The following is a 25190-nucleotide window of genomic DNA, read 5'->3' on the forward strand; positions in this document are numbered from 1 at the left end:
GGTATCGGCAGCGGACGCCAGATCGCGGCGGCACTGGCATTGGGCGCCGACGGCGTGGTGATGGGCAGCCGCTTCATGGTGGCGCGGGAGATTCGCGCGCACGATGCCCTCAAGCAGCGCATCGTCGATGCCGATCAATACTGCTCGACGGCCATTCTCGGATCGCTCAACGACACCTGGCGCGTGCTGCACAACGACGCGGCGCGCGAAGTGCAGAAGATCGAATCCGCGGGCGCACGCAGCCATGGGGAGTTTGGCGACCTGATCCTCTCATCGCGCACGCGCCAGCGCGTGTACGAGGAGGGTGACGTGGACGGCGGCATCGTGTCGCTGGGCCCGGCCGGCGGCTTCGCCGACGAGATCGCGCCGGCGGCGCAGATCATCGACAAGCTCGTGCGTGACGCGGCACGGGCTGCGGTTGCTTTTGCGCAAGTCGTGCGCGACCCCGACATTGCGCGCTGACCGTGGCAGAGGAAGCGCCGGCGGTTGGAGGCGTCGCACGCTGAATGCGGGCCAAGAGTTCCGAGCACCGCCGAAGATCGACCTCTGAGGAGACGAGAGAGCCCCGGAGGCCTACGGCGGCCGAATGCGCCGATTGGCTGCGCGAAGTGTCCGATCCGCATTGATGCCGTCTGGTTGGCAGTCGATCCTTTCGCTCCTCGACCACTTGGCGGTGCCCAAGTAGAAGACGGCCCGCCTCCCGCTGCAGCGGCTACCAACTAACGCGCAAGCCGGTATCTGTGAGGCAGGTATGCGCCAGCACGTTTCCCGCGGCATCGGTGATCTGACCATTTACCGTGCCTGTGAAACTGCTTTCATCCTCGGAAAAGGTGCGCGTTCCCTTTGACTTCTGCATGCCGAGGAGCAACCCATCGGGGTTGAAACGATAGAACACCAGCGTAATGGTGTAGGTCCGATGGGACTCGCGCTTCCAGGTTCCCATTGAAGCGCTTGTCAAGGCGGGAGGGGAATTACTTCCATAAGAAGCCGTGCCTCCCACGTTGAACGTGGACAATCCCTTAAAGCTGCCAATCGCGACGCCGCTATTGCAGTCTCTGACTGTCGCCGTCGACTCCCAAACCCCGACGATGGCCTCCGGGCCTTTTTCTCCTTTGTCTTTTTGACGGTCGTCATCTCCGGCGAAAGCAGTGCCGTGGATCAGCAGCATCGTTACAGCGAGCGAAACGTTCACACGGGTGAATCTATAGAGGGCATCGGGCTTGGTCATGAGCTGACTCCTCGAGTTGGGTCGCAGAATTTCAAATCTTCCTCACGAATCTTTCAAGACGTCTCAGGCCTGCGTCCTTAGCCGCGTTTTCGCCCGGACGCGAGAGGTCGACAAAAAGAATTCCGCAGCACAAGCCGTCCCACCGGAAGCATGCGCAGTTAGGGTGGTCCATCGAGTTCCAACTCAGCACCTGGCTTGCACACAAGGGCATCGCCGACGAAGAAGCACGGATCCTCGGCGGCCGTCCGATTCGCAGCCAATTGACCTTCCACAGGAATGTGGCTTCCTCCCAGCCAAAACATCGCAAGCGCCCACAGCGCGAGTACCGCCAGAAGCGACGTGTTCTCGCGGAACCAATCCTTCAAGGTGGGTTCGGGTCGAAGGTTACGGACCGTCAGCATCTTCACCTCCCTGGGATCTGCAGACATGAGGTGTTTGCCGGCCCGTGGCTTGACCAATATACTGAGCCGCTCGGAGATGGCATTCCTCCAAAACCGCCCGCCCGGGCTGATGATGCCTACCAAGATCCCGGACGGATCGGAGTAGGCATTTCCGCTGCGCACACCGCGCACAGTTGCCGCACCGGTTGCTCCGGCCCTTTCGACCAGGAGCGACATGAGCGGGTTTTCGATCTTTGCAGTCTTTGGCGGCGCCGGCTGTGGCGCTTTGTTGCGTTGGTGGCTGGGTGGCTGGCTGAACCCCATCTTCCCAACGATTCCGCTGGGTACGCTCGCCGCCAATCTTATCGGCGGCCTGCTGGTTGGCGTCGCCAGTGCCTTCTTTACGCACAACGGCGGCCTCGCACCCGAATGGCGGCTGCTGATCATCACCGGCTTCATGGGCGGCCTGACGACCTTCTCTACCTTCTCGGTCGAAGTTGTGACATTGATCGGTCGCCATGAGCACTGGTGGGCACTGGGTGCGGCAAGCGTGCACCTCGTTGGCTCGCTGATCCTCACTGGGATCGGCATCCTGATCGCCAACGCGCTCTTCGTCAGGGCCTAGGCGGAGATGATCATGAACCACAGTGTCTGCCCTTTCTGCAACGAAAGTGAAGCCGTGCTCTCGAACACCCTGGCGATCGCGCGCTGGGACGTGAATCCCGTGACGCCGGGACACATCCTAATCCTCACCCGGCGCCATGTCGCCGACTTCTTCGAGACCACCACCGACGAACGGCAGGCGCTGCTCGCCTTGCTGCAGGAGGCGAAGGATCTGCTGCAGCGCGAGCGTCAGCCCGACGGTTTCAACGTCGGCGTCAACGTCGGCGAGGCGGCCGGTCAGACCATCCCGCACGTGCACGTTCACCTGATCCCGCGCTACCGCGGCGACACGCCGCAGCCTCGCGGTGGCGTGCGCGGCGTCATCCCCGACAAGCAGTCCTATTGAACCGAGTCATTCGAACCGAAGGAGCCCGTCATGCAAGGCATCTATCTCAAGTTCTACGTCCAGGAGAATCGCCGCCATCACGGCATCCTCGCCTACGAATGGCTGCTTGAAAAGGCCAAGAAGGTGGGTATCCACGGCGGCTCGGCCTTTCGGGCCATCGCCGGCTTCGGCCGCCACGGCAGGATGCACGAAGAGCACTTCTTCGAGTTGGCCGGCGACGTGTCGGTAGAGGTTGGTTTTGCCCTCACTGACGAAGAGGCGCAGAACTTCCTCGCGCACCTGGCCGGCGAGAAGCTCAAGCTCTTCTACATCAAGGTGCCGCTGGAGATGGGCGTCGTCGGGGGCGAGCCGTGACCGCCACCTGGGCGCTGGCCGCGCTCTGGCTCGGCTTGGCGCTGGCCGCGACGCTGCTGTCGATCTGGCTTCGGGTAGCCACCGCTTTGTCTGAGATCGTCGTCGGTGCCATCGCGCAGTTGCTGATCGGCGCCTTTGTGGGCGGAGCAGCTCTGGGGGTCGGCGAGTCGTGGGTCACCTTTCTGGCCGGCACGGGTGCGATCGTGCTGACCTTCCTGGCTGGCGCCGAACTCGATCCACGTGTTCTGCGGTCCAAGTGGAAGGAGTCCTCCGCGATCGGCCTTGTGAGCTTCGCGGCGCCCTTCTTCGGTTGCACCGCCGTCGCCTATTGGGGTCTCGGCTGGTCCGCGTCGGCCAGTTGGCTGGCCGGGATTGCAATGTCCACCACGTCGGTCGCTGTGGTGTACGCGGTGATGCTGGAGTTCGGGTTCAACGCGACCGACTACGGCAAAACAGTGCTGGCCGCCTGCTTCATCACGGACCTGGCCACGGTTCTAGCGCTCGGATTCATCTTTGCGCCGTTCACGTTCAAGACGCTGATCTTCTTTGCGGCCTGCGGGGTGGCTGCGATCGTCTTGCCCTGGCTTACGCCGAGGTTCTTCAAGCGCTTCGGCGGCCGGCCCTCGGAACTCGAAGCCAAATTCCTGATGTTCCTGCTGTTCGGGCTGGGGGCGCTGGCGGCCTGGGCGGACAGCGAGGCGGTGCTGCCGGCCTACCTCACCGGGATGGTGCTGGCCGGCACCGTCGGCAAAGACCACGCGCTGGTTCGGCGGCTGCGCACACTGACCTTTGGACTGCTGACGCCGTTCTATTTCATTCGTGCCGGCTCGCTGGTCTCGCTGCCAGCGCTGGTGGCCGCGCCCGGCGCTTTCATCATTCTGTTGTTGGCCAAGATGGCGACGAAGGTGGCCGGCGTCTATCCGCTGTCGCGCTGGTACGGCTCGCCGCGCAAGGAATCGACCTACACCACACTGCTAATGTCCACTGGACTCACCTTCGGCACCATTTCCGCTTTATTCGGTCTATCACACAACGTGATCGACCAAGCACAGTATTCGTGCCTGGTGGCGGCAGTGATCGGCAGTGCGGTGGTGCCCACGCTCATCGCCAATGCCTTCTTTCTGCCCCGCCACTTGCTGGACGAAGCCGACAAGGCCGAGGCGCTGCCAAACACTGCCGCACAACCTCATTCATCAGCAACCAGGAGCACACCATGATCCGACGCGTGTTGCTTGGCTACGATGGTTCGGCCGGGGCCGATCATGCATTCGAGTTTGCACTCGACATGTCGCGCAAATACGGCGCAGAGCTGCATGTGCTCACGGTGGCACGACCACCTGAGTTCGGCGACGAAGTGGAGACCGAAGCGGCGATCGAGGAGTCACGACGTCACTCCGACCGCCTGCTCGCCTCGATCCGAGCGAAGCTCGCGCAGGAGGCGATCAAGACGCACTTCCATGTCGCCGTCGGCCATCCGGCCGAACAGATCGTTCGTTATGCGGAGGAGCACGCGATCGACCACATCGTGGTGGGCCATCGCGGCCGCACGCTCTTCGAGCGCTGGCTGATCGGTTCTGTGGCACGGCAGGTCATCGCCTATGCCCACTGCGCTGTCACGGTGCTGAGATAGCGCGCCCTGCCTCATGATTGGAGAGCGCCATGACGAACCTGATTCTCGTCGCCTATGACGGAACGCCTGCCTCCGACAGGGCCTTCGATCAGGCCCTGACCTTAGCTCAACAGAGCGCATCGACGCTGCATGTCGTCGCCGTCGCTTGGTCCGCTGAAGTCGAAACTCGCCGCAGTATCGACCGGGCTCGCGTCAGGTGCACGTCGTGTCTGCGAGGGCTGCACGCGCGCGCGGTTGCCGCGGATGTCGATCTCGAACTCGAAGTGGCCGAAGGCATTGTGGCCGACCAGATCGTGGCGGCCGCCGAGCGAATTGGAGCCGACACCATCGTAATGGGTCATCGACATCGCTCACTGATCGATCGCATGGCCGAAGGCTCAGTGGCCAAACGGGTCATCGACCGCGCTCGATGCTGCGTTCTCGTCGCGCCTTGACGAGGTGTACGGCCAGTGCATGACATGTGCCCGCATACACGCCACGGATGCGACCCCGAACGCACCACTCGTTGCGACCCCCCGGTCCTGAGGACGCGAACATCATGCGAACAAGCGTCGAGCCACAGTCCCATCCGGTAGTGCCAAAGCGCTGGCTGAACCGCAATATCCTGGGCATGGGCCTCGCGAGCCTCTTCAGCGACTGGAACCACGAGATGGCTTCAGCCATCCTGCCGGTATTCCTGTCGAACGTGTTGGGTGCCCCCGCGTTTGCGCTGGGTCTGATCGAAGGCGTGGCCGACGGGGTGTCGACGCTGTTCCAGATCTGGGCCGGCTGGTACAGCGACCGCATCGGACAGCGCAAGGGCTTGGCGGTTGTCGGTTACTTCATCACCGCTGTCAGCAAGGCCGCGTTCGCGTTGGCGGGAAGCTGGTGGCAGGTGCTGATCGGTCGGACGGCGGGCTGGATTGGCTGGGCAATCCGCTCACCTGTGCGCGACGCACTGCTGACCGAATCGACGACGCAGGCCACGGTGGGGCGTGCCTTCGCATTTCATCGCACGCTTGATACGCTGGGCGCAATCCTCGGGCCACTGACCGCCTCGTTGCTCATCGCACACGTTTCGCTGCGCACTATCTTTGTCGTCTCGCTCATTCCGGGTCTGTGCGCGGTCGCGTCCATCGTCCTGCTCGTGCAAGAAAAGCCGCGACGCCCGGACGCGAGCCATCCCTGGCACAGCGTCAAGGCACTTCCGAGTGATTTCATGCGATTCCTCATCCCCGTCGGATTGTTCGGCATTTCGAACTTCGCGCCGACGCTGCTCATCCTGCGCGCGCAGGATCTGCTGACGCCCACGTTGGGCACGATGGCCGCCGGTGCATTCGCGATTGGCCTCTACACGTTCGGCAATGTCGTCTACGCGCTGGTGGCCTATCCGATCGGTGTCCTGGCCGATCGCGTGAACAGACGCCTTGTATTAAGCGCGGGCTTCGCGCTGTTCGGGTTGCTGTGCCTCGGCTTCATCGCCGCTGACGCGCAGCGTTGGCTGCTGGTGCTTTTGTTCGCCCTGAACGGCATCTACACCGCGATCATTGAATCGTCGCAGCCGGCGCTTGCATCCACGCTGATGCGCGATGACCAGCACGGCACCGGATTTGGGTTGATGAGTTCCGTGGACGGGCTGGGCGATTTCGTCTCCAGCATCGCAATGGGCGGACTATGGACGATGTTCTCGCCACAGGCAGGCTTCGCACTGGGGGGAGTCGTCGCGCTGGCGTCCGCGGTCGTTCTGGTCTGCATGCGACTCTCACCCGCCACCGAGGCGTCGAGCCCATGACGGACGAAGGTCGCGAAGTCCATGCACGCGTCGAGCATCGGTTATTTGGATCGGTGCCAGAGATGGTGGAGGCCGAGCGGCGTTGAAGACATTCCGCCCTCAGACCGGCAAGGTGCGCTGGTAGCGCGCTCAAGCCTGTGATAGCAGTTGTCCGCCAAGCTTGAGTCCGACAACAACTGCCACGTAGCCGGCTACCAAGCTGATCAAGACATAGGCTGCCGCCACGACGGCGCTCGCCCCCGAGGCCGTGATCAGCACGGCCATGCCATAAGCAAAGCTCGAAAACGTCGATAGCCCACCGGCAATACCGGTCCCGAGCAACAGGTTGGCCCGGTCGGACACTACCCTGCGGCTATGACGCGCTGTAACGAAGCCCAGCAGAAACGAGGCCACGAGATTGGCCATGAGGATGTCCAGCGGAAAACCGTCCGCCAGCTTTGGCATCATCAACATGACGAACTCGCGCAGCACAGCGCCCAGGGCTCCGCCGACGAAGACCGGAATGACGATTTTGATCACGGCAACGCCCCTTGGCCCTGCACACGGGCAATCGTGGCCCCGAGTACGGCGGCCAACAAGCCGACCGCGGCCGAAAGAAAAAGATAGAGCGCGGCAAGCACTCCGCGTCTCCCTGCGGCCAGATCGGCAGCGCCGAGTTGCATGCTGCTGAAAGTCGTGTAGCCGCCGAGCAACCCAGTCAGGACGCCGGCATTGAGGGCCATGCCGTAGCGGTCGCGCCAATCGACGTTGAACAGGACGGACAGGTATCCCATCACGAAGGCGCCGGAGATGTTGATCAGGAAGGTGCCGAGCGGAAAGTCGCCGCTGTGGCGTTCACCGACCACTCGTCCGATCCACAAGCGCAGCAGAGACCCCAGGCCACCGCCCAAACCGATCCACATGACATCCAATGGCTTCATTCCAACATTTTTGCGGTTTCAAGTCCTGAAGCGCAACAGGCTTGAGTCACTGGATAGGGCTGTGGGCTGACGGGTCGAGGCGGCCTGATCGGGTGCGACTCGGTCGTGGCCCGTGGCCATTTGCTTGGGCGCGTTTTGTGCATCGGTGCCGATCGGATTGGTTGCTCGCATCGCCTCCTGCCAGTCCACAGCGACAGGCGTGCGCAGCAGCAGGTCACGATCCGACAGGCGAGGCGTTCGACTCCCGCGCTTCGGCTTCGAACACCTCCCGGTACAAGTCGTCGCCATAGCTGGTCTCCAACGGCTCGCCCCCGACCAATTTGAAGGGCCGCGTGCCATCGGGCAGGCGCTCGGCCCTCAGGAAAATCGCGTCGTCGCGCCGCGCCGCGAAGATTCCGTGCGAGAAGTCGTACATATGGGTGACACAGAACACCTTGACGCGACGCTCGAGGAGCGCAGCGACGATCTGCCGGGCAACCTCGGAACCCTCGCGTTCGTTGGTCGATGCGAAGGACTCGTTGAACAGCACCAGCGCGCCGGGCGCAACCAGTTCTGCGATCCGGTTCATGCGCGCGAGTTCTTCGTCGAACTTGCCGCTCTTCATCGTTGCGTCCTCCTCGCGCTTGTAGTGCGTGAAGAGACCCGTGCAGACTTCCGCAGCAAACGATTGCGCGCCGACGAACATGCCGCTTTGCATCATCAGCTGGGCGACGCCAATGCTACGCAGGAAGCTGGACTTCCCGCCCTGGTTCGCGCCCGTGACGATCGCCAGGCTGCAACCTTGGGCGTCGACGGTGTTGCCCACGATGGCGCGGCCCAGGCTGAGGGCCAGGCAAGGGTCGTACAGCTCGCTGAAGCGGTGACCGCGCACGTCACCGGGCAGCGGCGTCGGTACGCAAGTCGGCAGGCCGAGGTCGACAAGCCGGTCGCGCAGGTTCAGGCACCCGACGTAGAAGGCGAGTTCGGTGCGCAATGCGACGAAGAAGCTCAGGATGTGCTCGGCGGACTGCGCGAGCGCATTGGCCGCGAGGTTCAAGCCTTGGTCCTGCAGCTCGGAAAGCGCCCGCGCGCCGGCTTCGTCGCGCTCTGGCAGGTGGAACGTGTACTCACGCGGCCCGTGGCCGAGCAGTCGGCGAAGCCAGGTGGGGCGCTTGTCTCCGAGCAGGCGCAGAACGTAGCCCTGACCCATGTTGCCCTTGCCCAATCGCGCACTGAGCAGCACGCCATGGCTGAATTTCAGCTCCTTGAGCTGATCCTCGATGACGCCGAAGTAGTCGTCGCCCAGCTCGCGCTGCAGCGTCGCGAACAGCGCCGTGAATGCACGAGACGAAAAGCTCGGCGCATGCGTTTCGGCCATCGAGCGCAGGATCTTCAGCATGTCGACGAACATGCGCATCAACTCGACCGAGCTGCTCAGGATGGACGACGGGAGACTCATGAAGTAGCCGAAATGGCTCTTTCGCCTGCGTTCCATCGTCTCGATGGTCAACCCATAGAGCTCGCGCACCGCTTCCGGATTGGCCAGGCAGTCGAGCAGGACCTCCTGCCGGTACAAGATCGTGTCGACCTCGTCGTGCAGCCCGTTCAGCAGCGCCTTGCGCGCCACCTGCAGCAGCAGCTCATCGTCGCCGGCCATCGCCTTCAGCAAGGTGCCGATCTCCAGGTCCTGCATCAGCGTGTCGTCGTGGGGCGGGGGCGGCAGCGGCTGCTCCAGGTCGAAGTCCCGTTCCGGGTGCATCAGCAGAGCTTTCATGGCGCGATGCGCTCCTTCAGCGCGTCGTAAGTGACGTGGTACTTGCGCGCGATCGCCACCGCGTAGGCGAGACCGTCGGCCGGCCGGCGTTCCAGCCTGTAGGTGCGGATGGCCGGATCGTGCGGATCCACCGCGCTCACCATGCTGACCGTCTTGGCGTCGAACGAGGCGAGCTCGCTGAGGAACGTGACGCACACCCCCAGCGCGTCGAGACGTGACAGCCGCGCCAGCACCTTCCGACTGAGGAAGACCGCGTCCTCCAGCGTGGTGGACGCGAAGATCTCGTTCAGGATCACGATGCTGCGCGGCGTGGCGGCATCCAGAACATGGCGGATGCGCACCAGGTCGTCCTGCAGCTTGCCGCGCAGGTTGGCGATGTCCTCATGCCGCTCGAAGTGCGCGAAGACGCGGTCGCACAAGAGCAGTCTTGCCTGCGTTCCCGGGACTGGGCATCCGAGGCTGGCCAGGTAGTGCAACTGCCCGAACATGCGTGCGAAGGTCGTCTTGCCGCCGTTATTCGGGCCCGTGACGACGAAGATGCGTTCGGCGCCGCGCAGGAAGAAGTCGTTGCAGACGACGCTTGCCTGTTCCTGCACGCGCTTGTTCGCGAGCGCGAGGTCGAACGTCTGCGCGCAGCTAACCTCCTTGTTCCTTTCGCTCAGCTGCGGATAACAGAAGCTCAAGCCGGCGCGGCGCAGCCGGTCCACGTGCGCAAGGTAGGCGAGGTAGAAGTGCACCTCCCGGTCGAAGCGCGACAGCGTCACGTCGAGGTACCCGGCATGCTCCTCACGGAAGGTCTCGAGGGCCCGGAAGGGCTCCGGGTTGAGCAGCGCTACGCGGTCCAGGATCTGGGCCTCGATGTGGTTCATGCTGCCCATCTCCTTGAATTTCATGAGGTAGTCCTTCACCGTTCCGCGGCGGAACGTTTCGAATGTGCCTTCCACGGCTGCCGTGTAGTCGATCTCATCGCAATAGGGACGCACGGTCACGCTGCCGCCGTGGATCAGCACGCCGTAGCGAATGGCGGCCAGACTGGAGGCGACCTGTTGCCCCTGCTCGCCGAGCCCACTGAACGCAGGCGATGTCGCGTAGCGCTCGACATGCTCACGCAGCGCGCGCATACCTCGCGACGCCAGCGTCAGCGGTTCGAGCTCGTGCCGCAGGCGTTCGACGGCGGCGCAATACGTCTGGACCGCGGAGAGGAACCAGCGCAGCTTCTCGTACTTGTAGTACATCTTTTCCGCGGCGAGCATGTGCAAACGCATCTCCCGCATCGCGCTTGCGAAGGCCTTGACGACTGCTGTCAGCGACTGCCCGTCGAGGTCGCACATCACTTCTTGGCGATAGACCACCGCGTCCACTTCGCTCAGCGGCATTTGGAAGAAGGGCACGAGGTCGTATTCCTGCCAGCCGGCGGTCGTCGTTTCCACGATCTGGTCGAGGTTCAAGTCGTGAAAGAAGTCGGGCTGCTCTCGCACCTCGCGCTCATCCTTCTCCCCGCCGGGGAGATAGAGGATGCTATGCAACGGCAAAGGCGTCGCACCCATGGATCCCGCATCAGCGTTCGAAGTGCGCACGATCGCCCAACTCCTGTTCGATCTCGAGCAGCCGGTTGTACTTGGCGACACGTTCGCCGCGGCACACCGATCCAGCCTTGATCTGGCCACCGCCCATGGCCACCGCGAAGTCGGCCATGAAGGTGTCGCCGGTCTCGCCCGAACGGTGGGAGATGACGTAACCCCACCCCGCCTGCCGGCATAGGTCGACGGCAGCGACGGTCTCGGTCACCGTGCCGATCTGGTTGAGCTTGATCAGCGCCGCATTGCACGTTTTTTCTTCGATCGCCCGCGCAATGAAGCGGGTGTTGGTGACGAGCATGTCGTCGCCGACGATTTGCACCTGGCCACCCAGCGCTGCCGTGTGTTCCCGAAACCCCTCCCAGTCGTCTTCCGCCAGCCCGTCTTCGATGGAGACAATGGGGTACTTCCGGATCCACTGTTGATACAGAGCCGTCATCTCCGCGCTCGTCTTGTCGCGGTAGGTCGTGTGCGACAGGCGGTACTTGCCGCCCTCATAGAAGGAACTGGCAGCAGCGTCCAGCGCGAGCGCGATGTCGTCGCCGGGCCGATAGCCCGCGGCGACGATCGCCTCGAGGATGAGCTCGCGGGCCTCTTCGTTGCTCGCGAGCAGTGGAGCGAAGCCGCCCTCATCGCCCACGGCGACCGTATAGCCTCGACTGAGCAGGATGGCCCGCAGCGCATGGAAGGTTTCGGCGGCGTATCGCAAGGCCTCGGCGAAGCTGTTCGCACCCCGCGGCACGATCATGAACTCCTGGATGTCCAGGCCACTGTCCGCGTGTTTTCCGCCGTTGATGATGTTCACCATTGGCATCGGCAGCCGACATGCATCCGCGCCCCCCAGATAGGCATATAGCGGCAACCCATTCGAGCGGGCCGCGGCACGTGCACAGGCTTGCGATACGCCCAGGATGGCGTTGGCTCCGAGACGCGATTTATTCTGCGTGTCGTCCAGATCCATCATCGCGTGATCGATTTCGGACTGATGCACGGGATCCATGTCGAGCAGCATTGGAGCCAGCACGTCGTTGACGTTGGCCACCGCTCGCAGTACACCTTTTCCGTTGTAGCGGCGCGCATCGCTGTCGCGCAGTTCGACCGCTTCGTTCGTGCCGGTGGAGGCGCCTGAAGGCACGGAAGACCCTGCGCGGAGGCCGTTGTCCAAGGTGACAACTACCTGCACCGTGGGATGGCCCCGGGAGTCGAGAATTTCAGTGGCACGGATGCCTGCGATGCGCGCGTTCATGGGTCTGTCTCCTGGTGATCTCTGCCGCTGGCCACGTAGGAAGTGAACCGACCGGGCGCGTTCCGCTCCCGGCGCGCGATCTGGAGCAGCACGCGGGTGCGGATCCGGCATGAATGCCCCGTCGCGGGCCCGGCCAGGTCGTGACCACCAGCGCGGTGTCGCGGCTCAGCGACGATGTGCTGGGTGGTCTGCAACAACATGGCCTCCTGGCGCGGGCTGAGCGCACTGGCGTACGCGCGATCGAAGCAAGCAAGCGAGTGCGTGGATTCGGGCGAGGTCTGGGAGGCGGAGATGGTGGGATCGGCGACGCAGCGTGTCCTGGCCGTACGGGCTCGGTGCACCGCAATGCGACGATGGGGCACTGCAGAGAAGAAGGCAAACAAACCGTTCATCCGCACACCTACACACCCGGACTGGGTCGTGTAGGCATCATCAGCCGGTGCGGCGGTTTCTCAAGGGAGGAGGAATGCCATCTCCTGGCGCCACTATATGGCGTTCAGGTTCACCGGACAAGTGCATCTGATTGGGGGATACGAACGACGAGGTTTTGATTCGACAGCTGCCCCGCCACGAGCCTATCGGCGCGCAATCGTATAAATCAGCGGCAACATCCAGCCAGCACTGCACGAGGCCGCACTCGCTTCCAACGAGGGCGGCGACTTGAACGGGTTGGAAGACCGGGCACCTCCTGCAAGAACCGGCGAGCCTCGCGGCTCCCCGTCCGCCTAGTCACCGCGGCTGCACGACACAGTAGCCTTGCGTCTACCGGCGAATCCCTGCAAGTCGCATCCGATTCGCGTCAGCCGCGGAACTCCGGCTTGCGCTTCTCATTGAAAGCCGCGACCGCCTCGTGATGATCCGGCATCTGGTGCGACATCACCTGGAAGGCGGCCGACATTTCCAGCAGCGTGTCCAGGCGCGAATGCAACGCTTCGCGCAACAGGCGCTTGGCCATCCGCACGGCATGCGGCGGGTTGGAAGCGATCTGCCCGGCCAGCTCGCGCGCCGTCGGCATTAATTGCTCGGCCGGCACCACACGCGACACCAGGTTCCACTCCACGGCCTGCTTCGCGTCGATGGTCTGGCCGGTCAAGGTCAGCTCGGTCGCGCGCGAGAGGCCGATGATGCGCGGCAACAGCCACGCACCGCCATCCCCCGGGATGATGCCGAGCTTGACGAAGCTCTCCGCGAACTTGGCACCTTCGGCGGCGATGCGGATGTCGCACAAACACGCCAGGTCCAGCCCCGCCCCGATGGCATGGCCGTTCACCGCCGCGATCACCGGCACTTCGAGGTTGAAGAGGTTGAGGGCCACCTTCTGGATGCCGAGCCGGTATTCGCGTCGCAACTCCATCCCCGGCATATCGTGGTAACGCCCCATGTCGCGCACATTGCCGCCCGACGAGAAGGCCGTGCCCGCACCTGTGAGGATGACCGCGCGCACCGAATGATCGGCGTGGATGCGATCGATGGCCGCCAGGAACTCTGCCGAAGCGGTGTTGCCCGTGAGCGGATTGCGGCGCTCGGGATCGTTCATCGTCAGTGTGACGATGTGGCCCTCTTGCTCATAGATCAAAAAGTTGCTCATTGCAGGATCTCCTCCATCACGAATTGCAGGACCGACGGCACGGCATGCCCGAGCATCGCCTCGCCGACGATGCGGTTCCAGTAGGCCTCCGAGCCATCGGCCATGCGCCATTCGTGCAGGCGGCGGCTGTAGAGCTGGAGATCGAATTCCTCGGTGACGCCGATGGCGCCGTGAAGCGCATGGGCCGTCGATGCCACGAGGGGCACCGAGGCACTGGTGCGCGCCTTGGCCGTTGCGGCAGCGAGCACCGCGGGGATCTTGTCGCCGGCCTTGAACGCCAGCTCCGCCGCCACGCCCGCGCAAGCCACGTGCTCGGCCATGACGCTGAGCTGGTGCTGGATCGACTGGAACTTGCCGATGGCCTTGCCGAACTGCACGCGGTCGTTGCAGTAGCCGAGCGTCATCGAGAACATCCGCTCCATCGCACCGGCCATGGCCGCCGCATGCAGCGCCGCGCTGAACACGGCGACCTGGTCGCCGTTGTCTCCGACCGGCGTGCCGATGGCGTCACGCGCCCAATGCAGCGATGCGCCCTGGCTGCCGCGCACGCCGGTCGTGGTGCGTTCGGCCTTTGCGCAGTCGAGCAGCACGAGCGCGCCGTCGACGTTGGCGAGTGCGTGGTCCGCGATGGCGCCGAACGCCACGTTGGCTGCACGGACCGAACCATCGGCTTCCCGCCGCGCATGGCCCACGAGCGTGATCATGCCTTCCGGCGCTGCCACATCACCCAGCAGGGCGCGCGCCGCAATGCTCTGGGCTGCGGGCACCGGCGCCGCGTGGCGGCCAAAGGCCACGAAGATCGGAAAGATCGCGTCCAGGTCGAGATCCGCGCCGCCGGCGGCTTCGCTCGCCATCAGTTCGAGGAATCCGTTGTCAGCCAGCGCGCGCCAGAGCGCCACGGGCGTTCCGCCGTTCTCGATCGCGCGGATCGCTGCCGGTGTGCACTGGTCCACGAGGATGGCCTCGATGGCTTCGGTAAACATGTTCTTGTCTCCTTGATGTTCAGCGCAGGCCGAGCCCGCGCGCGATCATGCCGCGAAGGATCTCGCGCGTGCCGCCACGCAGCGAGAAGGTCGGCGAGATCTGGCTCAAGTAGGCGAGCGTGCGATGCAGGTCGGCATCGATGGCGCGCGTCGGGTCGGCTGCCACGGCCGCTTCGATGGCGGCTGGAATGGCCTGCTCGAACTCCGTGCCGATGTCCTTGACCAGCGCCGCCTCGACCACAGGGCTTTCACCGCGCGCGAGCTTGGTGGTCACGGCGACCGACAGGCTGCGCAGCGTCGCCAACTGCGTCGTGAAGCCGCCCAGCAGCGCGGCATCCGATGCGGAGAAGCCGGTCTTGCGCAGGCTCGCCATCCAGGTGTCGAGCAGCACGACGCTCGAATAGAGGCGCTCCGGGCCGCTACGCTCGAAGGCGAGCTCGGCATTGACTTGCATCCAGCCACTGCCTTCGTCGCCGATCAGCGCGTCATCCTTGAGGAAGACGTCGTCGAAGGTCACTTCCGAGAAGTGCGCATCGCCCGTCAGGTCGACGATCGGGCGGATGTCGATGCCGGGCAGCGAGAGGTCGACGATCAACTGCGAGAGGCCGCCCTGGCGGTCTTCCGGCGCGCCGGAGGTGCGCACCAGCGCGATCATGTAGTGCGAGCGGTGCGCGTTGGTCGTCCAGATCTTGCGGCCCGTCAGGCGCCAGCCGCCTTCCACGCGGGTAGCGCGCGTGCGCACGCTGGCCAGGTCGGAGCCCGAGTTGGGCTCGCTCATGCCGATGCAGAAGAAAGCTTCGCCGCGGCAGATGCGCGGCAGGTAGAAGTCTTTTTGCGCTTCGGTTCCGAACTTGTTGATCAACGGCCCGCTCTGGCGGTCGGCGATCCAGTGCGCGGCGACCGGTGCGCCGGCCGCGAGCATTTCCTCGACGAGCACGAAGCGGCGGAAAGCATCGAGGCCCGCGCCGCCGTATTGGCTGGGCAAGGTGATGCCGACCCAGCCCCGCGCAGCGAGACGCCGGCTGAAGGCTGCGTCGAAGCCCATCCAGGTGCGTGCCCGCACCGCAGGCGCGGCAGGCTCCAGGTTGGCCGCCAAGAACTCGCGCACTTCCTTGCGAAATGCCTGCGCTTCCTCGGGCAGTTGCGCAAGGCGGAAGGCCTCGAGCAACTGCGTGCTCATGGCGTCACCTCTTCGACGGGGATCTCGCCGGTGGTCAGTGCATTCGGAGCGGCCTGCTTCACCAGGTCGGGGATCAGCTCACCGAGCTCCTCCACGGTCCAGCGTCCAACCTTCTCGATACGCGGGCCGGCGTGCCAGCCTTCGGCCACGGTGATGCGGCCACCCCGCGCGCCAAACACGCGCCCGGTGATGCCACGCGATTCGCTGCTGCCGAGCCATGCCACCAGCGGCGCTACATTCGACGGGTCAAGCGGATCGAAGCCGGGGGCCTCGTTGCGGATCGCCTGCCACTTGGGGCTGGCGAAGATGTCTTCGGTGAGGCGGCTCATGGCGGTCGGGTAGATGGCGTTCACCGTCACACCGTAGCGGTCCAGCTCGCGCGATGCAATCACCGACAGGGCGGCGATGCCGGCCTTGGCCGCGCCGTAGTTCGACTGGCCGGCGTTGCAATACAGGCCCGACGACGAACTCGTGTTGATGATCCGCGCGTCGCGCTGACGCCCGGCCTTCGATTCGTTGCGCCAGTAGGCGGCGGCGTGGCGCGAGGGCGCGAAGGTGCCGCGCATGTGCACGCGGATCACGGCGTCCCAGTCCTCCTCCTCCATGTTGACCAGGGTGCGATCGCGCAGGATGCCCGCGTTGTTGACCAGCACATCGAGGCCGCCGAAGGTGTCGATGGCCGCGTCGATCATGCGCTTGGCGCCCTTCCAGTCGGCCACGTCGTCCGCGTTGGCGATCGCCTGGCCTCCCATGGCTTCGATCTCGGCCACGACTTCGAGGGCCGGGCCGGTCGCGGAGCCGGGGCCGCCGTCGCCACGTCCGCCCAGGTCATTGACCACGACCTTGGCGCCGTGGCGTGCGAATTCGAGCGCGTACTCGCGGCCGATGCCGCGGCCGGCGCCGGTGATGACGACCACGCGGTCCTTGCAAAGCTGTTGCATGTCTTTCTCCTGAGTCTCTTCTCGCGGATGCAGCGGCTCAGCGCTGCACGATGTCGACCTGCTTGGCCAGCGCACGGTAGCGCGCGGTCTCCGACGCGATCATGGCGCTCATTTCCTTGCCGGGCATGGTGTAGACCTCGGCCCCCGCCGTCTCGGTCACGTAGGTCTTGAACTCCGGTTGCGCCATGGCCTTGAGCAGCGCGGTCTCCAGCGTCTTCGCCGCTGCGTCCGGCACCTTGCTGCTCACGCCGAAGCCGATCCAGACATAGAGGTCGTAGTCGGGCAAGCCGCTCTCGCGCACGGTGGGCACGTTGGCGAGCTTGGGGTGCCGTTCCTTGCCGGTCACGGCCAGCGGACGCACCTTGCCGGCCGCGATCAGCGGCAGCGCACCGCCGATGTCGAGCAGGGCCAGGTCCACTTGCCCGCCCATCAGGTCGGTCTGCACCTGGCCCGGGCTCTTGTAGGGGATGTAGTTGAACTGCACACCGGCCTCGTGCTGCATCATCAGCGAGCCGATGCGGTAGTGATGGCTGTAGCTGGCCATGCTCACGGTCTTCGGCGCCTTGCGCGCGGCGGTCATCGCCTCAGCGAAGGTCTTGTACGGCGAGTTGGCGCCGGTGACCAGCACCGCGGCGCTGCGCAGCATGGTCGCCACCGGACGGAGGTCCTTCTGCGGGTCGTAGGCCAGGCCTTCGTTGACCAGCGGGTTGATCACCATCGACGAAGGCGACAGCATCAGCACGCTGTAGCCGTCGGCCGGCGATGTCAACAGGCTCTGAACGGCCAGCACCGCATCGCCGCCCGGCTTGTTTTCCACGAAGGTCGACTGGCCCAGCTCCGGCATCGCCAGCTTGGCGACCAGGCGCGTGATGGTGTCGGAGCCGCTGCCCGGGCCCAGCGGCACGATGAAGCGCACGGGGTGCGACGGGAATGGGTCCGCGGCTTGCGCTGGCTGCAAAGGCAGGGCGAAGGCCATCAGCGAGGTCAACGCTGCGCCCAGCAGGCGAACAGTCTTGAGAGGTTTCATGTTTGTCTCCAGTTTGGTGATTCGATTCACAAGCGGGCCAGACGCGCGGCTTGCGCGTCCACGTCGCCGAACAATTGGTCGAGGACATGGATGCGACGCAGGCAATGGCCGACCGCGTATTCCTCCGTCATGCCGATGCCGCCGTGCGACTGGATCGCCTGCTGGCAAAGCGCACGTGCGTGACGGCCAATGGAAAGCTTGGCGCGGGGCAGGTCGGTGGCCGCGTTGGGCGACGCTGGGTCATCCGCCGCCACTGCCGCCGCAATGGCCATGCTTCGGGCCATTTCGAGTGCGACGGCCATCTCGGAGATGCGATGGCGCAGCGCCTGGTATTCGCCGATCAGCCGGCCGAACTGCTTGCGGGTGTTGACGTAGGCGGTGGTGAGGGCGAAGGCCGTTTCCATCGTGCCGACCATGTCCGCGCAGACGGCGGCGGTGCCTGCTGCGAGTGTGGCGCGGATGGCGGATGCTGCGCGCGCGTGGTCCGAAGAATTGCCCAAGGGTTCGGCGGCTGCCGAGTCGAGGATCAACTCGGCAGCGGGCGTGTCGTCGATGAGCCGGTAAGCCCGCAACCTGGCGTTGCCAGCATCGACGAGGAAGAGGGCGAGGCCGTCTTCATCGCCGGGCTGTCCGCTGGCGCGCGCACTCACGACAAAGCGGCTGGCCGCACCGGCATGCAGCACGAGCGACTTCGCGCCATCGAGACGCCACTGCTTGCCGTCGAGGTGTGCACGCGTTTCGACCCACAGGGACGCATGGCGCCCGGCTGCTTCCTCGTGCGCCCAGGCCATGCGCAATTCACCACTGGCGAGTGAGGGCAGCAAGCCGTCCTTCTGCGCTTCGCTGCCCGCTGCAAGCACAGCTGTCGTGGCCAGCACGCTCGACGCAAGATACGGCTCCAGCAGCAGCGCGCGTCCGAAAGCCTGCATCACCGGCAATCGGTCGCCCGCACCGCCGCCCAGCCCGCCGAAGGCCTCGGGAATGCCCAACGCCGTCACGCCGAGTTCGGCCAGCTTGTTCCACGCCGCTTCGCTCCAGCTCGCTTCCGAGCCTGCGATGGCGCGACGCTTCTCGAAGCCGTAGTGGTCATCGAGGAGGCGCGACAGGCTTTCCGCCAGCGCCTGTTGTTCTTCGTTCAGATCGAATTGCATGGCTTATCCCAGAAGCGTCTTGGCCAGAATGTCCTTCTGCACTTCGCTGGAGCCGCCGTAGATGGTGGCTGCGCGATAGAAGAAGTAGCGAGGAGACGCGGCAGCGAGCGGGTGCAGGGCAGCGTCGCCTTCGCCATCGCGCCGTTCCAGCCCAGCCGGTCCGGCGAGGCGGGCGATCAGCGAAGTCAACGCCTGCATCGTCTCCGAGCCCTTGACCTTGAGCACCGACGCGAAACCCGCGTTCTTGCGACCGATTTCCGGGTCGAGAAGGAAACGCCAGTTGGTCAGCTCCAGTGCGCGCACTTCGGCGCCGAGCGTGGCCAGTTCGGCGGCGAGCTTCGGGTCGTCGATCAGGCGCTTGCCGCCTTGGCTGATGCTCTCGGCGAGCTCCTGCGCATAGCCCAGCCGCTCCCAGCACAGGCCGATGCTGGCGATGTTGGTGCGCTCGCTCGCCAGCAGGTACTTGGCACAGTCCCAGCCGCGGCCTTCCTCGCCGACGAGGTTGGCGACCGGCACGCGCACCTTGTCGAAGAAGACTTCGTTGAGGTGATGCTGCCCGTCGATGGAAACGATCGGCCGCACCGAAACGCCCGGCGTCTTCATGTCGATCAGCAGGAGCGAAATGCCGTCCTGCTTGCGCGCCGCCTGCTCGGTGCGCACCAGCGCAAAGATCCAGTCGGCATGGTGCGCGGAGGTGGTCCAGATCTTCTGACCGTCGACCACGTACTCGTCGCCATCGCGCAAGGCACGCGTGCGCAACGAAGCGAGGTCCGAGCCCGAATCCGGCTCCGAGAAGCCCTGGCAGAACCACAGATCGAGCCGAGCCAGCTTCGGCAGGAAGAAGCGCTTCTGTTCTTCGGTGCCAAAGCGCAGCAGCACCGGGCCGAGCATCGCCACGTTGAAGGGCAGGGGCTGCGGCGCCGCGGCGCGTTGCAGTTCTTCGACCAGGATCAGTCGCTCCGCAGTGCCGAGCCCCGCGCCGCCGTACGCCTGCGGCCAATGTGGCGCCGCCCATCCACGTTCATGCAGGATGCGTTGCCACGTCACGATGTCCTGCTTGCGGGCCGCGTGGCCCTTGCTCAGGCGGTCGCGGATCTCGGCGGGCAGCCGGTCGCGGATGAAGGCGCGCACCTCGTCGCGAAACGAGGTCTCGCTCGGGCTCAGCTGGAGATCCATGGCGCTCAGTTCTTGCCGTAGAGCGTGACCACGCAGGCGCCGCCGAGGCCCAGGTTGTGCTGCAGGCCGAGGCGGGCACCTTCCACCTGGCGCTGGTCCGCGCTGCCGCGCAACTGGTGCGTGAGTTCATAGCACTGCGCCAGGCCGGTCGCACCCAGCGGATGGCCCTTCGACAGCAAGCCGCCCGAGGGATTCACCACGATCTTGCCGCCGTAGGTGTTGTCGCCGTCGTTCACGAACTTCTCGGCGCCGCCTTCGGGGCAGAAGCCCAGCGACTCGTAGCTGATGACTTCGTTCTGCGCAAAGCAGTCGTGCAGTTCGCAGACATCGATGTCTTCGGGGCCGACGCCGGCCGCTTCGTAGACGCGGCCCACGGCCGACTTGGTCATGTGCGTGCCCACCCAGCTCAGCATCGAGGGCGGTTCGAAGGATTCGACCGGGTCGGTGGTCATCGCCTGCGCCAGGATCTGCACGTCCGTGCGCAGACCGTGCTTCTTCGCAAAGCGCTCCGACACCAGCAGGGCGGCGGCACCGCCGCAGGTCGGCGGGCAGGCCATCAGGCGGGTCATCACGCCGGGCAGCAGCACCTTGTCGGCCATCACTTCTTCCGTCGTCAAAACCGTGCGGAAGAGGGCGAGCGGGTTGTTGGCCGCATGGCGGCTGGCCTTGGCGCGCACTTTGGCGAAGGTTTCCATGCTGCAGCCGTAGCGCGCCATGTATTCACGGCCTGCGCCGCCGAAGGTGCGCAGCGCCTGCGGCATGCCGTCCATGTCGGCCGTGAGACCGTGCAGCACCGGCAGGAAGCGCTCGCGCGTCGGCGGGCGGTCGGTGTATTGCGCCTTGAGCGCGCCCCCCTGCATCTGCTCGAAGCCGAGGGCCAGCACGCAGTCCGCATCGCCCGAAGCAATCGCCTTGCGCGCCAGGTACAGCGCGGTCGAGCCGGTGGAGCAGTTGTTGTTGACGTTGACGACCGGGATGCCCGTCATGCCCACTTCGTAGAGTGCCGTCTGGCCCGAGGTGGAGTCGCCGTACACATAGCCCACGTAGGCTTCCTGCACCACGTCGTAGCTCACGCCCGCATCGGCCAGCGCACGGCGCGTGGCCTCGGCACCCATCTCGGTGTAGCTCAGGCTCTGGCTCGGCTTGGCGAAGGGGATCATGCCGACACCGGCGACGATTACTTTTTCAGTCATGTGCTTGTCCTAAGGGGGTTGATTCAGAGCTTGCGTGAGATGAGGTCGCGCTGGACTTCGCTGGTGCCGCCGAAGACGCGCGTGATGCGGTAGTCGGTAAACGCCCGAGCGATCGGGTACTCCAGCATGTAGCCGTAGCCGCCGTGCAACTGCACCATCTCGTCGATGCACTTCCACAGCGTCTCGGTCGCGAACAGCTTCGCGATCGCGGCTTCCTGCACCGAGATGCGGCGCGTCATGTGCTCGCCGATGTAGTAGTCGACCATCGTGCGCACGGCCACGGCCTGCGCCTTCACGTCGGCCAGCTTGAACTTGGTGTTCTGGAAATCCCACACGGTGCCGTCGAAGGCCTTGCGCTCCTTCACGTACTCGATGGTCTGCTCCAGCAGGCGTTCGAGCTTGGCGGCCGAGTAGACGGCGATGATCAGCCGCTCCTGCGCCAACTCCTGCATCAGGCAGACGAAACCCTTGTTCTCCTCCCCCAGCAGGTTGTCGACCGGCACACGCACGTTGTCGAAGAAGAGCTCGGTGGTGTCGGCGGCCGGCTGGCCCACCTTGTCGAGCTTGCGGCCGCGGCGGAAGCCCGCGCGGTCGGTCTCGACCATGATGAGGCTCACACCTTTGGAACCGGCGCTCGGGTCGGTCTTGCAGGCCACCAACACCATGTCGCAGTTCAGCCCGTTGCTGATGAAGGTCTTGCTGCCGTTGATGACGTATTCGTCGCCGTCGCGCACGGCAGTCGTGCGGATCGACTTCAGGTCGGAGCCGGTGCCCGGCTCGGTCATGGCAATGGCCATGATGGTTTCGCCGCGGCAGATCTTCGGCAGCCAGCGCTGCTTCTGCTCTTCGGTGCCGAAGCGCACGATGTAGGGCGCGGTGATGTCCGAGTGCACGGACAGGCTGAAGCCCGAGACGCCCGAGCGGTGCAGCTCTTCGGCCAGCACGCACGAATGGCCGAAATCACCGCCACCGCCGCCGTATTCGGTGGGCACGGTCACGCACAGCAGGCCTTCGCGGCCGGCTTTCAGCCAGGTTTCACGGTCGGTACGGCCGGCCTTGTCCCATTCGGCCTGGCGCGGCAGGCACTCGCGCTCGAAGAATCGGCGCGCGGTCTCGCGCAGCATTTCGTGGTCGTCGCGGTAGACGGTACGGTGGATGTTCACGGGGTCTCCTTGTCTTGCGAGTGATTCTGGGAGCCACCCCCCGTAACCTCACTACCCCGATCGGGTGGCGGGCGCGCCACAATGCCCCCACCCATGCCCGACAAGACGCCCAGCCCTGCCCGACCTCCCGACGTCTCCGCGCTGAAGGCGCTCGTCACCACCAAGATGGTCCCGCCGCGCAGCGCCGGCCGCGTCGTGGCGCGCGAAGCATTGCTGGCCCGGCTGATGGAGGCGCGACGCCGTCGCTGCCTGGTGCTGCAGGGCCCGGCCGGCTGCGGCAAGACCACCACCCTGGTCGCCTGGCGCCAGGCGCTGCTGCCGCTGGGCTTCGACGTGGGCTGGCTCACCTTGACGGCGGAAGACAACGAACTCACCCGCCTGCTCGACTACCTGCTGGCCAGCCTGGCCCATGCGGCGCCCGCCGTGACGCAGGCGGCGGCCGATTTCGCCGGCCGCGGCATCGACAGCGAGGCCGTCGAGCGCACACTGATCGCGCTGGTGCGCTCCATCGCCGGCCATCCTCGCGACCTGGTGCTGGTGCTCGACGACCTGCACCACCTGACCGACGCGCGCATCCACGAGGCGCTGCAATGGCTGCTGGACTACGCACCCGCCAACCTGCACCTGATGATGGCCTCGCGCGGGGCGGTTCCGCTGTCGCTCGATCGGCTTCGCGCCGAAGGCCAACTGCTCGAACTGGACGTGCGCGACCTGCGCTTTTCCGCGGCGGAATCGGAGCGCTTCTTGCAAAGCCAGCTCGGCACCATCGACCACCGCGACGCGATGCAGTTGCACGAGCTTTCCGACGGCTGGGCCGCCGGCCTGCAATTGTTGGCCATCAACTGGAAGAAACGACGGCAGGAGCTGGCCACGGCCCGCGGCGATGCCAAGGCGCCCGGGGACTTCGTGCGCACACACGTGCAGGATCCGCAGGCTTTCGCCGCCTACTTCGAGAAAGAAGTGCTGTCGCGGCTGTCGCCGCAGGAACTGGATCTGCTCATCAGCGTGTCGGCCTGCAGCCGCTTCTGCGCGCCGCTGTGCGCCGTGCTGCTGGGCCGCTCTGAAAGCGATGTGGGCATGGCGCCCTTGCTCGCGCGACTGGAAGCCGAAAACCTCTTCATCGTGCCCGTGGAGAGCACCGAGCGCGAGACCTGGTACCGCCTGCACCCGCTGCTGCGCGAAACCCTGCGCGAGCGGCTCGGCCAGCGCAGCGAGGCCGAGCGCCTGCAGGTGCACCGCATCGCCTGGCAATGGTTCCGCGACCACGGCCTCATCGACGAAGCCGTGCGGCAGGGCGTGGCGGCGGGCGAGGGCGCCGCCGCCGCCGCGCTGGTCGAAAAATCCGCCCGCGACCTGGCCGTGCGCGGCGAACTGCGCAAGCTCATCGGGCTGGTGCGGCAGTTGCCGCTGGCGCAGGTGCAGGCGCGCGTCGGCCTGCGGCTGTGGATGATCCGGGTGGAGCTGTTTGCGCGGGAGTTCGACGCGTTTTCAGCGCAGATCGATCGGCTGCGCAAGGACATTCCGCCCGACGACGCCATGAGCCACTACGCGCTCACCTTGATGGAAGCCACGCTCGCCGTGCAGCGCGACGACACCGACGCGGCCATGGCCCTGCTGCCGCGCCTCCTGGCCGTGCCCGAGGGCGCGGATGCCATGACCATCGGCGGGCGCGACAACATCCTGACCTGGCTCTACATGCACCGCGGCGACTACGAGCGCGCGCGCCGCATCCAGCAAGACAATTCCATCCGCCTGATCAACGGCGTGCCCCTTCGCGGCACGCCATCGGGCACGCTGCAGGGCCGCGCCCTGGTCGGCCTGAGCTACGCCATGGAAGGTCGCATGACGCAGGCCGAGCGCATCTACCGCGACGTGCTGCGCGAATCCAACGAGGGCGGCAGCGCCTGCGTCGACTCGGCCTACCTCGCGACCGCGCTGCTGGGCGAGGTGCTCTACGAGCACGACGAAACCGACGAAGCGCTGCAACTGCTGGAGGACCGCGTGGATGCGCTGGAGCGCGTGTCGATTCCCGACTCGGTGCTTCGCGTGCACCGCACGCTCGCGGCCGCGCACTGGGTGGCCGGCCGACGACTGGAAGGCATGGCCTACCTGGAGCGGCTGGAGGACTACAGCGCCGCGCTGGGCCTAGACCGGCTGCTGGTGTACAGCCTGGCGCTGCAGTCGCACTACCGCATGGAGATGGGCGATCCGGCAGCGGCCGAGGCGGCGATGCAGCGCCTGAACGAGATCGATGCGCGCCATGCCAATGCGGAACACAGTGCGCTGATGGAGATTTCCGTGATCGCCGAGCGTGCGCGCATCCGGTGGTCGATTGCGCGGGGCGATCTCGACGACGCGGCACGGCGCATCGAATCGCTGATTGCGAACATCGAGATGCGCGGACGGCAACGGCTGGTGGCGCAGTTGAAGCTGATGCAGGCCGCCATCGAGCGGCGGCGTGGGCGCATGGATGCGGCGAAGGAATGCACGCTGGCGGCGCTGCGGCGCGGGCATCGGCTGGGGTTGGTGCGCAGTCTGCTGGATGCGGATCCCGTGGTGATGGAACTGGTGGCAGACGTGGCCAAGGACGCCTCGTTGGACCCGGTGCTGGCGTTTTATGCGGAGAGATTGGGCAGTGCGGGGAGGCGGGTTGTGGCGCCCGAAGCGTCGAGTTCACGCGGTACGTCGAGCGATGCGACAAAGCGCCCTGTGGAGCCCCTCAGCGAACGTGAGCGCGACGTCTTGCGCTTGCTTTCGCAGGCAATGCCCAACAAGAAGATCGCGCTGGCCTTGGGGCTGTCGATCGATACCGTGAAATGGCATCTGAAGAATATCTACGGCAAGCTGGGCGTCGCAGGGCGCGACGAGGCGGTCGCGTGGATGCGGGCGTTTGACGGGACTGACTAACTGAGCAGCTCGA

General features: G+C 65.4%; 25 protein-coding genes and 2 riboswitches. Of the genes, 9 read left to right on the top strand and 16 right to left on the bottom strand.

The features are described from left to right. On the top strand, positions 1-462 hold a 462-nt coding region (locus AC1DN9_RS11090; RefSeq protein WP_478100029.1), incomplete at its 5' end, for a nitronate monooxygenase. Between the two features lie 250 nt (positions 463-712). On the opposite strand, the gene AC1DN9_RS11095 is transcribed toward AC1DN9_RS11090, so the two are convergent. Both AC1DN9_RS11095 and AC1DN9_RS11100 read right to left on the bottom strand, forming a co-directional pair. Beyond that, the gene (locus AC1DN9_RS11095) at positions 713-1228 is read right to left on the bottom strand and encodes a hypothetical protein (RefSeq protein ID WP_478100031.1); all 516 of its coding nucleotides are present in this window, start codon (positions 1226-1228) and stop codon (positions 713-715) included. A gap of 158 nt (positions 1229-1386) precedes the next feature. Then, the gene (locus tag AC1DN9_RS11100; RefSeq protein ID WP_478100033.1) at positions 1387-1629 is read right to left on the bottom strand and encodes a hypothetical protein; all 243 of its coding nucleotides are present in this window, start codon (positions 1627-1629) and stop codon (positions 1387-1389) included. A gap of 63 nt (positions 1630-1692) precedes the next feature. Then, positions 1693-1755, top strand: a riboswitch (Fluoride riboswitch). Between the two features lie 88 nt (positions 1756-1843). On the opposite strand from AC1DN9_RS11100, the gene crcB reads away from it, so the two are divergent. From crcB to AC1DN9_RS11135, 7 genes are all read left to right on the top strand, one after another. Continuing rightward, on the top strand, positions 1844-2233 hold the full coding sequence (crcB, locus tag AC1DN9_RS11105; RefSeq protein ID WP_478100035.1) for a fluoride efflux transporter CrcB: 390 nt from the start codon (positions 1844-1846) through the stop codon (positions 2231-2233). Between the two features lie 12 nt (positions 2234-2245). Next, positions 2246-2617, top strand: a complete 372-nt coding sequence (locus tag AC1DN9_RS11110) for an HIT family protein (RefSeq protein WP_478100037.1) — start codon at positions 2246-2248, stop codon at positions 2615-2617. Positions 2618-2647: 30 nt separating this feature from the next. Further along, entirely contained in the window at positions 2648-2971 is a 324-nt protein-coding gene (locus AC1DN9_RS11115) for a DUF190 domain-containing protein (RefSeq protein WP_478100039.1), read from the top strand. 35 nt (positions 2972-3006) lie between these two features. Continuing rightward, positions 3007-4188: a cation:proton antiporter gene (locus AC1DN9_RS11120; protein WP_478100041.1), complete on the top strand. Its 1182-nt coding sequence runs from the start codon at positions 3007-3009 to the stop codon at positions 4186-4188. After that, positions 4185-4601, top strand: a complete 417-nt coding sequence (locus AC1DN9_RS11125) for a universal stress protein (protein WP_478100043.1) — start codon at positions 4185-4187, stop codon at positions 4599-4601. The genes AC1DN9_RS11120 and AC1DN9_RS11125 overlap by 4 nt, the downstream gene beginning before the upstream one ends. Positions 4602-4630: 29 nt before the next feature. Next, entirely contained in the window at positions 4631-5035 is a 405-nt protein-coding gene (locus AC1DN9_RS11130; RefSeq protein WP_478100045.1) for a universal stress protein, read from the top strand. A gap of 104 nt (positions 5036-5139) precedes the next feature. Next, positions 5140-6372 carry an MFS transporter gene (locus AC1DN9_RS11135; RefSeq protein ID WP_478100046.1) on the top strand — a complete coding sequence of 411 codons (1233 nt, stop codon included), beginning with the start codon at positions 5140-5142 and terminating at the stop codon, positions 6370-6372. Between the two features lie 129 nt (positions 6373-6501). Here the strand turns inward: AC1DN9_RS11135 and AC1DN9_RS11140 are convergent, their stop codons facing one another. The 14 genes from AC1DN9_RS11140 to AC1DN9_RS11205 form a co-directional block, all read right to left on the bottom strand. Next, positions 6502-6891 carry a CrcB family protein gene (locus AC1DN9_RS11140; RefSeq protein WP_478100048.1) on the bottom strand — a complete coding sequence of 130 codons (390 nt, stop codon included), beginning with the start codon at positions 6889-6891 and terminating at the stop codon, positions 6502-6504. Further along, entirely contained in the window at positions 6888-7292 is a 405-nt protein-coding gene (locus AC1DN9_RS11145; RefSeq protein WP_478100050.1) for a fluoride efflux transporter FluC, read from the bottom strand. Before AC1DN9_RS11145 ends, AC1DN9_RS11140 begins: the two co-directional genes overlap by 4 nt. A gap of 214 nt (positions 7293-7506) precedes the next feature. Beyond that, positions 7507-9045, bottom strand: coding sequence for a MutS-related protein (locus AC1DN9_RS11150; protein ID WP_478100052.1), 1539 nt, complete (start codon positions 9043-9045; stop codon positions 7507-7509). Further along, positions 9042-10622, bottom strand: coding sequence for a MutS-related protein (locus AC1DN9_RS11155; protein WP_478100054.1), 1581 nt, complete (start codon positions 10620-10622; stop codon positions 9042-9044). The genes AC1DN9_RS11150 and AC1DN9_RS11155 overlap by 4 nt, the downstream gene beginning before the upstream one ends. After that, positions 10603-11868 (bottom strand): phosphopyruvate hydratase, encoded by a 1266-nt coding sequence (gene eno / locus AC1DN9_RS11160; protein WP_478100382.1) that lies wholly within the window; start codon positions 11866-11868, stop codon positions 10603-10605. The genes AC1DN9_RS11155 and eno overlap by 20 nt, the downstream gene beginning before the upstream one ends. A 416-nt stretch (positions 11869-12284) precedes the next feature. Next, a riboswitch (Fluoride riboswitch) is annotated at positions 12285-12354 on the bottom strand. Positions 12355-12667: 313 nt separating this feature from the next. Then, positions 12668-13456, bottom strand: a complete 789-nt coding sequence (locus AC1DN9_RS11165) for a crotonase/enoyl-CoA hydratase family protein (protein WP_478100056.1) — start codon at positions 13454-13456, stop codon at positions 12668-12670. Next, a complete protein-coding gene (locus AC1DN9_RS11170) occupies positions 13453-14439 on the bottom strand; it encodes an acyl-CoA dehydrogenase family protein (protein ID WP_478100058.1) in 987 nt (328 codons plus the stop codon). Before AC1DN9_RS11170 ends, AC1DN9_RS11165 begins: the two co-directional genes overlap by 4 nt. Before the next feature lie 19 nt (positions 14440-14458). Further along, complete coding sequence (locus AC1DN9_RS11175; RefSeq protein ID WP_478100060.1) at positions 14459-15619, bottom strand: acyl-CoA dehydrogenase family protein; 1161 nt, start codon at positions 15617-15619, stop codon at positions 14459-14461. Further along, positions 15616-16560, bottom strand: coding sequence for an SDR family oxidoreductase (locus tag AC1DN9_RS11180; protein WP_478100062.1), 945 nt, complete (start codon positions 16558-16560; stop codon positions 15616-15618). Before AC1DN9_RS11180 ends, AC1DN9_RS11175 begins: the two co-directional genes overlap by 4 nt. 37 nt (positions 16561-16597) lie before the next feature. Further along, entirely contained in the window at positions 16598-17587 is a 990-nt protein-coding gene (locus tag AC1DN9_RS11185) for a Bug family tripartite tricarboxylate transporter substrate binding protein (protein WP_478100064.1), read from the bottom strand. 26 nt (positions 17588-17613) lie between these two features. After that, a complete protein-coding gene (locus tag AC1DN9_RS11190; protein ID WP_478100066.1) occupies positions 17614-18738 on the bottom strand; it encodes an acyl-CoA dehydrogenase family protein in 1125 nt (374 codons plus the stop codon). 3 nt (positions 18739-18741) lie between these two features. After that, positions 18742-19914 (bottom strand): acyl-CoA dehydrogenase family protein, encoded by a 1173-nt coding sequence (locus tag AC1DN9_RS11195; RefSeq protein WP_478100068.1) that lies wholly within the window; start codon positions 19912-19914, stop codon positions 18742-18744. Positions 19915-19919: 5 nt separating this feature from the next. Next, positions 19920-21107, bottom strand: a complete 1188-nt coding sequence (locus AC1DN9_RS11200; protein ID WP_478100070.1) for a lipid-transfer protein — start codon at positions 21105-21107, stop codon at positions 19920-19922. Between the two features lie 23 nt (positions 21108-21130). Beyond that, positions 21131-22270 (bottom strand): acyl-CoA dehydrogenase family protein, encoded by a 1140-nt coding sequence (locus AC1DN9_RS11205; protein WP_478100071.1) that lies wholly within the window; start codon positions 22268-22270, stop codon positions 21131-21133. A 93-nt stretch (positions 22271-22363) separates the two neighbouring features. Between AC1DN9_RS11205 and AC1DN9_RS11210 the strand changes: the two genes are divergently transcribed. After that, on the top strand, positions 22364-25177 hold the full coding sequence (locus AC1DN9_RS11210) for a winged helix-turn-helix domain-containing protein (protein ID WP_478100073.1): 2814 nt from the start codon (positions 22364-22366) through the stop codon (positions 25175-25177). Positions 25178-25190: the final 13 nt, after the last annotated feature.

The sequence above is a fragment of the Variovorax sp. 05L425 genome, from assembly GCF_056397705.1.